Origin of the sequence: Pseudomonas helmanticensis (assembly GCF_900182985.1) — a bacterium.
Lineage (GTDB): Bacteria > Pseudomonadota > Gammaproteobacteria > Pseudomonadales > Pseudomonadaceae > Aquipseudomonas > Aquipseudomonas helmanticensis.
Window position 1 is genome coordinate 502,144 of record NZ_FXUY01000001.1, and the last position, 12,719, is coordinate 514,862.

Annotated in this window: 14 protein-coding genes; 7 read left to right on the forward strand and 7 right to left on the reverse strand. The window is 60.8% G+C overall.

Going from position 1 to position 12,719, the window contains the following annotated elements:
• Window positions 1-157 precede the first annotated feature (157 nt).
• Both QOL84_RS02510 and QOL84_RS02515 read right to left on the reverse strand, forming a co-directional pair.
• Window positions 158-1,273, reverse strand: a complete 1,116-nt coding sequence (locus QOL84_RS02510) for a DmpA family aminopeptidase (RefSeq protein WP_129394463.1) — start codon at window positions 1,271-1,273, stop codon at window positions 158-160.
• A gap of 63 nt (window positions 1,274-1,336) precedes the next feature.
• Window positions 1,337-2,452: a polyamine ABC transporter substrate-binding protein gene (locus QOL84_RS02515; protein ID WP_283436037.1), complete on the reverse strand. Its 1,116-nt coding sequence runs from the start codon at window positions 2,450-2,452 to the stop codon at window positions 1,337-1,339.
• A 110-nt stretch (window positions 2,453-2,562) separates the two neighbouring features.
• Here QOL84_RS02515 and QOL84_RS02520 point away from each other — a divergent pair, with 110 nt between their 5' ends.
• Window positions 2,563-3,336, forward strand: coding sequence for a helix-turn-helix transcriptional regulator (locus QOL84_RS02520; RefSeq protein ID WP_283436038.1), 774 nt, complete (start codon window positions 2,563-2,565; stop codon window positions 3,334-3,336).
• Between the two features lie 108 nt (window positions 3,337-3,444).
• Here the strand turns inward: QOL84_RS02520 and QOL84_RS02525 are convergent, their stop codons facing one another.
• Window positions 3,445-4,386, reverse strand: coding sequence for a class I SAM-dependent methyltransferase (locus QOL84_RS02525; RefSeq protein WP_283436039.1), 942 nt, complete (start codon window positions 4,384-4,386; stop codon window positions 3,445-3,447).
• 200 nt (window positions 4,387-4,586) lie between these two features.
• Between QOL84_RS02525 and QOL84_RS02530 the strand changes: the two genes are divergently transcribed.
• Window positions 4,587-5,000: a response regulator gene (locus QOL84_RS02530; RefSeq protein WP_283436040.1), complete on the forward strand. Its 414-nt coding sequence runs from the start codon at window positions 4,587-4,589 to the stop codon at window positions 4,998-5,000.
• A 67-nt stretch (window positions 5,001-5,067) separates the two neighbouring features.
• Window positions 5,068-5,736 carry an HAD-IA family hydrolase gene (locus QOL84_RS02535; protein ID WP_283436041.1) on the forward strand — a complete coding sequence of 223 codons (669 nt, stop codon included), beginning with the start codon at window positions 5,068-5,070 and terminating at the stop codon, window positions 5,734-5,736.
• Window positions 5,737-5,837: 101 nt separating this feature from the next.
• On the opposite strand, the gene QOL84_RS02540 is transcribed toward QOL84_RS02535, so the two are convergent.
• Complete coding sequence (locus QOL84_RS02540; protein ID WP_129394458.1) at window positions 5,838-6,497, reverse strand: methyltransferase family protein; 660 nt, start codon at window positions 6,495-6,497, stop codon at window positions 5,838-5,840.
• A 224-nt stretch (window positions 6,498-6,721) separates the two neighbouring features.
• Window positions 6,722-7,618 carry a LysR substrate-binding domain-containing protein gene (locus QOL84_RS02545; RefSeq protein ID WP_283436042.1) on the reverse strand — a complete coding sequence of 299 codons (897 nt, stop codon included), beginning with the start codon at window positions 7,616-7,618 and terminating at the stop codon, window positions 6,722-6,724.
• A gap of 112 nt (window positions 7,619-7,730) precedes the next feature.
• On the opposite strand from QOL84_RS02545, the gene QOL84_RS02550 reads away from it, so the two are divergent.
• From QOL84_RS02550 to QOL84_RS02560, 3 genes are read left to right on the forward strand one after another with little or no spacing between them, the layout of a single operon-like run.
• Complete coding sequence (locus tag QOL84_RS02550; protein WP_283436043.1) at window positions 7,731-8,780, forward strand: aldo/keto reductase; 1,050 nt, start codon at window positions 7,731-7,733, stop codon at window positions 8,778-8,780.
• The gene (locus tag QOL84_RS02555) at window positions 8,780-9,577 is read left to right on the forward strand and encodes an SDR family NAD(P)-dependent oxidoreductase (protein ID WP_283436044.1); all 798 of its coding nucleotides are present in this window, start codon (window positions 8,780-8,782) and stop codon (window positions 9,575-9,577) included. The genes QOL84_RS02550 and QOL84_RS02555 overlap by 1 nt, the downstream gene beginning before the upstream one ends.
• A gap of 21 nt (window positions 9,578-9,598) precedes the next feature.
• The gene (locus QOL84_RS02560; RefSeq protein ID WP_283436045.1) at window positions 9,599-10,009 is read left to right on the forward strand and encodes an SRPBCC family protein; all 411 of its coding nucleotides are present in this window, start codon (window positions 9,599-9,601) and stop codon (window positions 10,007-10,009) included.
• A 129-nt stretch (window positions 10,010-10,138) separates the two neighbouring features.
• Here QOL84_RS02560 and QOL84_RS02565 read toward each other — a convergent pair whose 3' ends face one another.
• Window positions 10,139-11,533 (reverse strand): sensor histidine kinase, encoded by a 1,395-nt coding sequence (locus QOL84_RS02565; RefSeq protein ID WP_283436046.1) that lies wholly within the window; start codon window positions 11,531-11,533, stop codon window positions 10,139-10,141.
• Complete coding sequence (locus QOL84_RS02570) at window positions 11,511-12,194, reverse strand: response regulator transcription factor (RefSeq protein ID WP_129394452.1); 684 nt, start codon at window positions 12,192-12,194, stop codon at window positions 11,511-11,513. Before QOL84_RS02570 ends, QOL84_RS02565 begins: the two co-directional genes overlap by 23 nt.
• 193 nt (window positions 12,195-12,387) lie before the next feature.
• On the opposite strand from QOL84_RS02570, the gene QOL84_RS02575 reads away from it, so the two are divergent.
• Window positions 12,388-12,696 carry a YdcA family protein gene (locus tag QOL84_RS02575; protein WP_283438609.1) on the forward strand — a complete coding sequence of 103 codons (309 nt, stop codon included), beginning with the start codon at window positions 12,388-12,390 and terminating at the stop codon, window positions 12,694-12,696.
• The last annotated feature ends 23 nt before the right edge of the window (window positions 12,697-12,719 follow it).

Genomic DNA, 12,719 nt, shown 5'->3' on the forward strand with positions numbered 1-12,719 from the left:
AAAAAGCCATTCCCCCCCCCTATTCATACATCCCTTGTAGGAGCTGACGAGTGAAACGAGGCTGCGATCTTTTGATGTTGTTTTTCAAGAAAGATCGCAGCCTCGTTTCACTCGTCAGCTCCTAAAGTTCAATTGAGGTAGTTGAGGCAGGCAGGGCTTAACGCGAGCCCGGCCAGCCAGCCTTGTCCAGTGCGGCAAGCAGCGTTTGCGCATCCAGCCCCGGCACCGAATGCCCGTTGCCTGCGGTGCTTTCACTGGCCAGCAAGGCATTGATGATCGCTTCTTCAACCGCCTCGGTCGCCGCCAGAAACAGCTCGCTGATGTGGTCGTTGTTGACCATGCGCAAGCCCTCGCAGGTCGGCGCGCCTTTGCCTTCATAAGCGGCGGGCGGCACCTGATTACCGGTGGCGAACGCGATGAAAATATCGCCGCTGTGGTCCTCGTTACCGCCCCCGGTACGCGCCAGCCCTAGGCTCGCGCGCTGCGCCAGACGCGTGCATTGATGCGGCAACAGCGGCGCATCGGTGGCCAGGCAGACGACGATCGAACCCATGCCCGGATGCGGTAACGATGCGCGCAAAAACGGCGAGTCCTTCTGCTCCATATAGCGTCCGACCGGATAACCATCGACGCGCAATTCGCTGCGAATGCCGTGATTCGCCTGGACGATTGCGCCCACCGTCCAACCGCCCTGAGCGCTGCTCAAACGGCGCGACGCGGTGCCGATGCCACCCTTGAATTCATGGCAGATCATGCCGCTGCCACCACCGACCGCACCTTCCTCTACCGCGCCGTCGACCGCGTTGCTCAGGGCTTCGGCGACATGCGCGGGCTGGACATGAAAGCCGTTGATGTCGTTGAGCAGACCGTCGAAAGTTTCCAGCACCACCGGCATGTTCCAGTAGAGGCGACCGTCGTCCGGTTGCTGCTCACGGTCCAGCGCCACCAGTGCATCGCGCACCACGCCGAGGCTGTGGGTATTGGTGAAAGCGATCGGGCTGGTGAGCAGACCGGCTTCACGAATCCACTCGAGTCCGGTGGCGTCACCGTTGCCGTTGAGCACATGCACGCCGGCGAAACACGGTTGCTGATTGGTTGAACCACGGCGCGGTTCGATCACGGTGACGCCGGTGCAGATATCGCGCCCGGCGCTGCTGCGGCCACGCACATTGCTATGGCCGACGCGCACGCCGGGCACATCGGTGATCGCATTGAGCGGGCCGGGCAGCATCTGGCCGATGCGGATATTGAGGTCACGGGCACGGGGTTTCATGGTTTGTCTCTCTATAAAAGGGCAGAAATGAATGGGCGGGTTTTGTGTTGTCTGCGAGTGGGGTTACTGGCCGTTCTTGACCTTGCTCCACACCCGCGTCCGTACGCGTTCGGTGGCTTTGGGCAGCGGTTCGAGGGTGTACAGCGTGGCCATCGCCGTAGCGGAGGGGTACACCGCCGGATTGTCGCGGGTGGCTTCGGCCACCAGCGGCGTCGCCGCACGATTGCCGTTCGGGTACGACAGATGATCGCTGACCGGCGCAATCACTTCGGGGCGCAGCAGGTAGTCGATAAAGGCCAGGCCCTGGGTCGGGTTCGGCGCGTCCTTGAGCAGCACCAGCGTGTCGAACCACACCGGCGCGCCTTCCTTCGGCAGGCTGTAGGCGATCTTCACGCCGTTGTTGGCCTGCTCGGCATTGGTCTTGGCTTCGAGCATGGCGCCGGACCAGCCGACCGCCACGCAGATGTTGCCGTTGGACAGATCGCTGATGAACTTCGACGAGTTGAAGTAGGCAATGTGCGGGCGCAGTTTCAGCAGCAGCGCCTCGGCTTTTTTATAGTCTTCGGGATCGGTGCTGTTCGGTGGCAAACCGAGATAGTGCAAGGCGACCGGGAGCATTTCCGACGGCGAATCGAGCATCGCCACACCGCACTGGCCGAGCTTGGCGAGGTTGTCTTCGTTGAACACCAGGTCCCACGAATCCACCGGCGCCTTATCGCCGAGCGCGGCGCGAACCTTGTCGACGTTGTAGCCGATGCCGTTGGTGCCCCACAGATACGGCACTGCGTATTGATTGCCGGGATCATTGTTGGCGAGTTTTTTCAGCAGATCGCTATCGAGGTTGTTCCAGCCCGACAACTGCGCCCGGGGCAGCGGGGCGAGGGCGCCGGCCTTGATCAGCGTCGGCAGGCTGAAATTGCTCGCCACCACCACGTCATAGCCGCTGTGGCTGGTCATCAATTTGCCTTCGAGTACTTCGGCACTGTCGAAGGTGTCGTAGACCGGTTGAATGCCACTGTCGCGCTGAAAATCGTGGAGGGTGGTCGGGCCGATGTAGTCGTACCAATTGTAGACATGCACGCTCGGCGCATCGCCGGCCATGACGGTCGCGGCGGCGCCAATACTGGCGAGCAGGCCGAGGTTGATGCCCAGGTTGATATAGCCACGGTGACGACGCATGATGCGGCACTCCAGGCCTGTGCAGGCCGGTGATGAACAGGAGTGGTCAGCCTATCGGGCCGGTCGCGCCGGACCCATTCCCATCATGGGTTACTCAAAAGGGGTAGTGCGTGGACGCGTTGTTGCAGGAAATGCCGGTGCATCAAAGTCTCGCGCGGGTGTTTGCCGGCGTCGGGCAGGAGGGTTTCTGGCGGGCGCTGGTCGACACCTTGCGCTTGCTGGTGCCGCTGGATAACGCACTGGTGGCGCTGATGAAAGCGGGGCAGGCGCCACAATTGCTGATCGACTTCGACAGCAAAGGCCGATCCGACGAGCAGGAAGAATTGGCCAGCTACACGGCCGGGATGTACCTGCTCGACCCGTTCTATCAGAGCGCGTCCAGCGGCATTGCCGATGGCTTGCACAGCCTCGCCAGCGTGGCGCCGGACCAGTTTCTGCACAGCGAGTATTACCTGAGCTACTTCCGTTCGGTGGTGGGCGAAGACGAGTTGCAGTTTATGATCAACGTTGAGGGCGGCGTGCTCGGTTTGTCACTGGGACGCTCGACGACATTCGCCATGGCCGAGCAAGGCCGCTTGCTGTGCGTGCGCGATTGGGTGTTGGCGGCGATGCGTCGACATGTGCAGTTGTTGCCGCCGCAAGGGCCGGCAGCGGATGGGGTGGCGGGGGATCTGGCGACCTTGCTGGATCGCTTCGATGCGCGGCTGACGGTGCGCGAAGTCGACACGGCACGGCTGATTCTGCAGGGCTTTTCGAGCAAGGCGATGGCCCAGCAAATGGGCATTTCGCCGGAGACGGTCAAAGTCCATCGGCGCAATCTGTATCACAAGCTCAACGTCACCGGGCATGGCGAACTGTTCGCCCTGGTCCTGCGCCCGAACTGACATCCAAGGCCTGTGTAGGAGCTGCCGCAGGCTGCGATCTTTTGATGTTGTTTTTTAAAAGACAAGATCAACAGATCGCAGCCTGCGGCAGTTCCTACAGGGCTGCCTTTAGATTGTGCGTTGGAAGACCAGTGCCTTGAGGCCGCTTTGCGGGTCGATATCCGGGAACTCCGGTGGGTTTTCCAGCCGCTGCTCAAAGCGCAACTCCGGCGCCTCCTGGGTCACGCCATCAATCAGGAATGCCGAACCGAACGCCGGATCATTCATGCACGCCAGCACCGTCCCCTCGGCGGTCAGCAGTTCCGGCAAGCGGCGCAGCACGCGCTGGTAATCCTTGGTCAGCAGGAAACTGCCTTTCTGGAACGACGGTGGATCGATGATCACCAGATCGTACGGGCCGCTGTTGATCACTTTGCCCCAGGACTTGAACAGGTCATGCCCGAGGAAGCTGACTTTGCTCAGGTCGTGGCCGTTCAAACGGTGATTGTCGCGGCCACGACTCAGCGCCGCGCGTGACATGTCCAGATTGACCACGTGGCTGGCACCACCCTCGATCGCCGCCACGGAAAAACCGCAGGTGTAGGCGAACAGATTCAGCACGCGCTTGCCATTGGCCTGTTCACGAACCCAGTCACGGCCGTAGCGCATGTCGAGAAACAGCCCGGTATTCTGCTTGCGACCCAGATCGACAAGGTAGTGCAAACCGCCCTCGACGATGGTCATTTCGTCGATCTCGTCACCGAGCAGCCATTCGGCGGTGCTCTGCGGCAGATAGCGATGCTGGATCAGCAAGGTGTGTGCACCGGACTGCTGCCATTCATTCGAAATGCTGATGTCCAGCAGCAATTCCTTGAGATTTTCCAGTTGCTCAGGCGCCGGTTCCTTGAACAGCGACACCAGCACCACGCCTTGCAGCCAGTCCACGGTCAACTGCTCCAGGCCCGGCCAGCAACGTCCGCGCCCGTGAAACAGGCGACGGGTTTCGCTCGGCGCCGCCGCGAGCGCGGGCAGCAGATGGGCATGGAGGGTGGCGAGGGCTTCAGGGTTCATCGGTCAGGGTCGGCAAGCAAAAGGGCCGGCATTTTAACCACAAATAGACCGTTGCGAACGCTTGCCACAGCAATGCAAAAAAAGCCTTTTGGAAAAGACCTGTATCAAAAATGAATTTCTGCAGGGCGTACTGCTCATACCAGATAAGCAGCGGATTCAAGCCGCTAAATCGTTAATGCAAAAACCGGGAGTGCCAGTTCATGTGCCCAACACCTACGGCGAGCGCGCACCTTCCTGGCGGGTTGATTCTGGTCGTTGAAGATGATCCGTTGATTCTGGAGTTTCTCTGCGAAATTCTTCAGGAGGAAGGTTTCAAGGTCGAGCCGCATATCAGCGCCGACGCCGCATCACTTTATCTTGAGCAGCACGCGCCGGAAGTTGCGCTGCTGCTCACCGACATCACCATGCCCGGCACCTTGAATGGCGCCGACCTGGCCAACCTGGTCGGCGAGCGCTGGCCGGAAAAACCGGTGATGGTCATGTCCGGTTATGAAACGCCCGAGACCTCGGGGGTCAAGCATTCGGTGGCGTTCATCAAAAAGCCGTGGGCCATCGGTCAGTTGCTCGATTGCGTCGACAGTGCGTTCAAATCCAAGGCCCCGCGCCTGCACTGACGTTGGGTGGATCGGCCGGGCAAGTGCTACATTGCCGGCCCGGTCTTTTGCCAGAGGATGCAAACCTTTGTCTGCTAACGAAACTGTTTTTGCGCGCGCGTTCGGCGCGTTTCTGTTCGACATGGACGGCACTGTCCTCAATTCCATTGCTGCCGCCGAGCGAATCTGGTCTGCCTGGGCGGTGCGCCATGGCGTTGATGTCGAAAAGTTTTTGCCGACCATTCATGGCGCGCGGGCCATCGACACCATCAATCGTCTGAACCTGCCAGGGGTGGACGCCGAGGCCCAAGCCGCGTTCATCACTGAGGCGGAGATCGAAGACGTTGAAGGCATCGTCGAGATCCCCGGTGCGGCGGCGTTTCTCGATAGCCTGCCGAAAGATCGCTGGGCGATGGTGACCTCGGCGCCGCGGGATCTGGCGTTGCGGCGGATGGCGGCGGCGGGTATTCCGGCGCCAGCGGTGATGATTACTGCAGAAGACGTGAAGGCGGGCAAGCCTGATCCGGCCGGGTATATTCTCGCGGCCAAACGCTTGGGGCTTGAGCCGCGTGATTGTCTGATCTTCGAAGATGCCACCGTCGGTATCCAGGCTGCACAAGCTGCTGGCGCGCCGCTGATGATCATCACCACGACGCATCAGCACCCGCTGCAAACGAGCCACGCGACGCTGGCGAGTTACACCGACATCAGCGTCAAGATCGACAGCACCGGCCAACTGCACCTGCAACCCAACTGACGTCCTGTAGGAGCTGCCGCAGGCTGCGATCTTTTGATGTTGTTTTTAACAAGACAAGATCAAAAGATCGCAGCCTGCGGCAGCTCCTACAGGGATTGTGGTCAGTAGATGCCTGGCAACAAGCGCCAGCTGCGGGCGCAATAGGCGTCGTATTCGGCGCCGAACTGGGTGCGCAGCAAGGCTTCTTCGGAATGAATGCGGGCGATCAGCGGGATCAACGTCAGTGCCGCGAGCAACAGGCCGACCGTGGATCGGAACGCCAGCGCCCAGCCCACCGCGTTGATCACCAGCCCCAGATAACTCGGGTTGCGCAGCCGTTGATAGATGCCATCGGTGACCAACCGATGCCCCGGTTGAATCGCCACCAACCCGCTGAAGCGTCGGCCCAGCACAAACACCGGCCACAACCGCAGCGCGCCACCGACGATAAACAGTAACGCCCCGAGCCAGCGCACGCCTTCGCCACCGAACGTCCAGACATTCACCCGGTCGCAGTAGGCCGGCAGAAAACCACTGATCAAGCCGATGACCCCGAACGCCGGAAGCACCCAGCGATTGGCCCGGTCTTCGCGTTCACCGGAACTGAGATTGACCTCGGTAAACAGTGAAGCCACGACCATCGCCACGGTGGCCAGCGCCACCAGCACCAGCGAACCGTGAGAGAAAAAAATCGCCACCCCGCCAATGCCCCACACCGCCAGGCCCAGATAGGCGAGGGTGGCGAGCACCGCGACGACGGTCATTTGCGCAGACATTCTCATGGCAATCTCACGACAGATGGCTGATCCGTTCAGTGTAGATCGCCACAAACCCTGTGGGAGCGAGCCTGCTCGCGATAGCGGTGTATCAGCCAACAAAGATAGCGACTGACACGACGCCATCGCGAGCAGGCTCACTCCTACACAGGGAGCCTGGCTTGGCAGGAGATCTTGGGCGCAACACACATAACCCCTGTGGGAGCGGGCTTGCTCGCGAAGGGGCCGTTTCAGTCAGCGCAAATTTCGCCGTCGGTGAGCACTTTCCTGAACGTTTCCACCAACGGTCGCAAATTGATCCGGTGCCATGCTGCCCACAGCGGGGTGGTGAATGCCAGCCACGGCACTTCGCGCAGCACCACGCCCGGTGGCGCGTTATGGCTCAAGCCTTTCTGAATCATCGCAATCCCCAGCCCCGAGGCCACCAGCCCCAGCGCGGTAAACGGTTCGGTCGCCTGCATGCGCACATCCGGGGTAAACCCCGCGCGGATGCACGCACTGACAAACTCATCGCCGGCGTCCTGGCGCGGCTGTACGCCAATCCACTCCTGATCCGCCAGGTCCTGCGGACTCAACACCGCCTGCTGCGCCAACCGATGCTGTTCCGGCAGCGCCAGCAACATCGGGTCATCCAGCACCTGGAAACCCAGCAAATCCGGATCGTCATCGGTCGGCGGCTCACTCACAAGTGCAATATCGAGACTACGCTGTCGCAGGCCTTCGAGTTGTTCAGCGGAACTGAGGTTGTACAAGGCGACGTGGACATTCGGCCGATCCGCGCGCAATACGCGCAAGGCATTCGGCAGCACCCCGGCATGCATGGCGTTCTCGATATAACCGATGCACAAGCCGCCTTCTTCGCCACGGCCGAGACGTTTGCCAAGCGATTCCAGGCGATTGGCGTGCGTGAGCAGGGCACGGGTTTCGGCGAGAAACGTCTGTCCGTCGCGGGTCAGGCGAATGCGTTGCTGGCTGCGTTCGAACAGGGTCAGACCCAGACGCTCTTCAAGCTGGGCGATCTGCCGGCTCAGTGGCGATTGGGAAATGTGCAGGCGTTCGGCAGCGCGGCCGACGTGTTCTTCTTCGGCGACTACCACGAAGTAGCGCAATTGGCGGATGTCGATCATGTCAGACCTGTAAGGACTCAAGTGCTGCACATTATGTCTTGGACGGTCTAAGCGTCGCAATCTAGGATCTGCTCAACGGTCACACAGACCCAGAACGAATGAGGACAATCCGATGAGCTTGAAAGACAAACTGCCCGGCCAACTGGGCTTCGGCACCGCACCACTGGGCAACATGTTCCGCGCCATCCCGGAAGCCGAAGCGCAAGCCACCGTGCATGCCGCATGGGATGCCGGCGTACGCTACTTCGACACCGCGCCGTTCTACGGTTCGGGCCTGTCGGAAATCCGCCTCGGGGAAGCATTGAAACAGTACAAGCGCGACGACTACGTGCTCAGCAGCAAAGTCGGGCGGGTGATTCTCGACGAAGTCGAAGACGCCGCCGCCCGCGATCTTGGTGAAAAAAGCGGCGTGTTCGAACACGGCCGGCCGAACAAGATCGTCAACGACTACAGCGCCGACGCCACCCTGCGCTCCATCGAAGATAGCCTCAAGCGCCTGCAAACCGATCGCCTCGACATTGTCTGGGTGCATGACATCGCTCAGGATTTCTACGGCGATCAATGGCTGGAATACTTCAATCAGGCGCGCACCGGCGCTTTCAAGGTGCTGACCCGTTTGCGTGAAGAAGGCGTGATCAAGGCCTGGGGCCTGGGCGTGAACAAAGTCGAGCCGTGCGAACTGACTCTGGATCTGGCTGAGGCGCAGCCTGACGGCTTTCTCCTCGCAGGGCGCTACACGCTGCTCGACCACGAACGTCCGCTGCAACGTCTGATGGATGCGGCGCTGGCACAGAATGTTGAAATCGTCGTCGGCGGTCCGTACAGCTCAGGCATTCTGGCCGGTGGTTCGCACTTCGAATACCAGAAAGCCAGCCCTGAGATCATCGCAAGGGTGGAACAGATCAAGCGCATCGCCGCGGCCTACAACGTTGATGTAAAAGCCGCCGCGCTGCAGTTTTCGCTGGCCAACCCAGCGGTCGCGGCGGTGATTCCGGGCGCGAGCAAGCCGGGGCGGATTGCTGAAGATGTCGCGGCGTTGTCGGCGGTCATTCCTGCCGGTTTCTGGCAGGCACTGCGTGAAGCGAAACTGGTTTCTGAACGGGCGCCGTTGCCGGATCAAAAGATCGCAGCCTTCGGCAGCTCCTACATGGGAGGTGTGTAATGAAGATTGACTTGGGTGGCAAACTGGCGATTGTCAGTGGCAGTACGGCGGGCATTGGCTTGGGCATCAGCCAGTCATTGGCTGAGGCGGGGGCCACGGTGGTTGTCATTGGCCGTGACGCCGGCAAGGTCGAACAGGCGCTGGCGAGCATCCGGGAGAAAGTGCCGGGTGCACAATTGCGCGGTTTGACCGCAGACTTGGGCACAGCGGAGGGCGCGCAGAAACTGTTTGCCGCCGAGCCACGTGCGGACATTCTGGTGAACAACCTCGGCATCTTCGACGCTGTCGATTTTTTCGAAGCGCCGGACAGCGAGTGGACGCGCTTCTACGAGGTCAACGTGATTTCCGGCGTGCGCCTGGCGCGGCACTATGTGCCGGCGATGGTCGAGCAGGGCTGGGGCCGGGTGATTTTCCTGTCTTCGGAATCCGGCGTGGCAACCCCGGCAGACATGATCAACTATGGCGTGACCAAAAGTGCCAATCTGGCGGTGTCCCACGGTTTGGCCAAACGTCTGGCTGGCACCGGCGTGACGGTCAATGCGATTCTGCCGGGGCCGACCTTCACCGATGGCCTGCAAGACATGCTCAAGGATGCGGCCGCCGAATCCGGGCGCAACCTGCGTGATGAGGCCGACGCCTTTGTGCTTAAGGCCCGCCCGACCTCGATCATCCAGCGTGTCGCGGATGTCGAAGAGGTCGCGCATCTGGTCACCTACATCGCTTCGCCGTTGTCCTCGGCCACCACGGGCGCCGCTTTGCGCGTCGATGGCGGCGTGGTCGACAGCCTGACAATCTGAGTATCTGGAGAACTGTTTTTTATGCCAACAGCATCAGCAACCATCGACATCCCGGCTTCGGCCGATCAGGTCTGGCAATTGATCGGCGGCTTCAACACGCTGCCCGATTGGCTACCCTTCATTCCCAACAGCGAACTGAGCGACGGTGGCCGTGTGCGCACCTTGCAGACCGCTGATGGCGGCGTGGTGATCGAGCGTCTGCAGGCGTTCGATAACACAGCGAAGACCTACAGCTATTCGATCGAGCAAGCGCCGTTCCCGGCCACGGATTATCTGGCGACGATCAAGGTCGAAGCCCTGGGGCAGGGCGCACGGGTGACGTGGTCGGGGCGTTTCACCGCCAAAGGCGTAAGCGATGAGGAAGTGGTGGCGCTGTTCAGCGGCATCTACCAGGGCGGCCTCGAAGCGTTGCGCGCCAATTACCCAACCTGAAGAACACCACGATCCACTGTAGGAGTGAGCCTGCTCGCGATAGCAATCTGTCAGTAACGAGTAAGTTGACTGACACACCGCTATCGCGAGCAGGCTCACTCCTACAGGGGTTGCATTCCAAGGGGGAGGTCAGGAGTTTTCGATCAGGCTCTGCCGGCAATCGAGCAGCAGTTTCGCCCCGCCCAGATCGCTGCTGCCGACTTCCAGGCTGAAGCCGTGCAGACTGACAATCGCAGCCACTATCGACAAGCCCAGACCAAAGCCACTTTGCGGCTGCCCACCTTCAGCACGATAGAAGCGCTGGAACACCGCCTCACGTTCCGATTCGGGAATCCCCGGCCCTGAGTCGTGCACTTCGATCCGCGTCTGCCCACCGGCATTCACCCCGCGCAACATTACCGTGCCGCCGGGCGGGGTGAACTTGATCGAGTTGCTCAGCAGGTTCGCCAACGCCTCGAACAACAACGCCCGATCACCATTGAGCGGCGGTAATGTCTCCGGCATGTTCAGCTCGAAACACAGCTCGCCTTCCTCGGCCAACGGCAGGTAGAACTCATGCAATTCTTCCAGCAGTTGCACCGGATCCAGCTCGACGAACCCTGAACGCCGCTGCCGATCCTCCAGCTCGGAAATCCGCAGCAATCCGCGAAAACGCGCCATCAACGTGTCCGCTTCCGCCAGCACCAGATCCAGTTGCGCCGCCTCCTGCGTGCCTTCGCCGGCCTGTTGCTGCATGCGATACAACTGCGCGCGCAGGCGCGTCAGCGGGGTGCGCAAATCGTGGGCGATGTTGTCGCAGACGCCTTTGACCTCATTCATCAAGCGCTCGATACGTTCGAGCATGGCGTTGACGATGGCCGCGAGCATGTCCAGTTCATCGCGGCGGTTGGACAGCGGCAAACGGTGCGTCAGGTCACCGGCAACAATCGACTGCGCGCTGGCCTGAATCGCCCGAATCCGCCGCAACGGGCGGCGCCGCAGCAAATGCCAACCGGCAATCCCCGGCAGAATCGTCAGCGACACACCCCAGAACAGCGCATGCAAAATGATCCGCGTCACCGCGAACAGCGAGCCGTTGTCGCGCAGCAATACCAGCCAGCGCCCATCGCGGGTTTGCGTGGCGACGGCATCGCAGCTGTCATTGGGCAGGGTCGGGTCATCGGAGTCGGCGCAATCGGCGAGCATGTGGATCTTGCCGTCCAGCGGCAGGCCTTCGGGGATCTGCTGCAAGGCGCCGCCGAGGTAGACGCCCTGCGCATCGAACAGACCGTAGGCGTCGATGCCGCGAATGTCGAAGGTCATGCTCGCGGCGAGGGCTTCTTCCAGTTGTTCACCGCGAAAGTGCGAGAACAGATGCTGACGTTGCATCAACGAATGTTTGGCGAGGTTGTCGAGGTAACCGGAGACTTCGTAATACATGACCCCCATGAGGATCGCGCTCCACGCCACGAACAGCGAACTGTACAGCGCCAGCAAACGGCTGCTGGAGGAGCGCCAACCGTCAGACGGGTTCGGCAATGACATAACCCGAGCCTCGTACCGTGCGGATCAGCGGAACGTTGCCCACTGCGTCGATCTTCTTGCGCAGACGGCCGATGTGCACGTCGATCAGGTTGGTGCCCGGGTCGAAGTGATAACCCCAGACTTCTTCGAAAATCATCATCCGCGAAAGGATCTGGCCACTGTTGCGCATGAGGAATTCGAGCAGTTTGTATTCGGTCGGCAGCAGCGTCAGTACCTGTTCGGCACGTCGCGCTTCGTGGCTGATCAGGTCCAGCTCAAGGTCGGCGACCTGCAAGGTGGTGGCCTGAGTCGCGCCGCTGTTCTGCCGACGCAGCAACACTTCGACCCGCGCTGCCATTTCATCGGTGGCGAACGGTTTGGTCAGATAATCATCGCCGCCGGCACGCAAGCCGCGCACGCGTTCATCGACATCGGAGAGGGCGCTGATCATCAGAATCGGCGTGGCCACGCCCATGGTGCGCAGCGTGGTGACGATGGCCAGGCCATCGAGTTCGGGGAGCATGCGATCGAGGGTGATCAAATCGTAGTTGCCGCTTACGGCGCGGTCGAGGCCTTCACGGCCATTGTCGACCCAGTCTACGTCCAGCCCGTGGCTGCTCAGTTCGGCGACGATTTCCCGAGCGGTCACGGCGTCGTCTTCGATGGTCAAGATACGAGTCATAGGCAGGCCTGCTGATCGGTTCAAACGGAATGGCAGCATTTTGCCAAGAAAATCCGCTGACGCTTTAAATTAACTTTCATGTTGTAGCTGTCATTTGCGCGCCTTGGCGATTAATTTGCGAGAACGTTGATATCATCTGGCCATAAATTCAATCAGGAGCGGTCCTGTGCGTATCTCCATTCGCCGTGGCTGGATGCCAATCACCGGGTTCTTATTGTTGCTGTTCAGCGCTTCAACCTGGGCGGCCAACACCCCGTGTTCCGGGAAAAAGGGCGGCATTGCTCGCTGCGATGGCGACCTGTTCCTGTGCAATGACGGCTCGATCAGCGGTTCGAAGAAAAGCTGCGCGGCCATGTTTGGCGAGCGCCAGCAGGCCCGACCGCAAAACTTCCTGCAGAGCGACGATGGCTGCGCCTGCGGCAGCGGATCGTTCTGCACTGGCCCACGCGGTGGCGTGTATTGCCTGACGCCCAGCGGTCACAAAAGCTACAAACGCAAATAGCTGGCATTTGTGCCAATGCATAA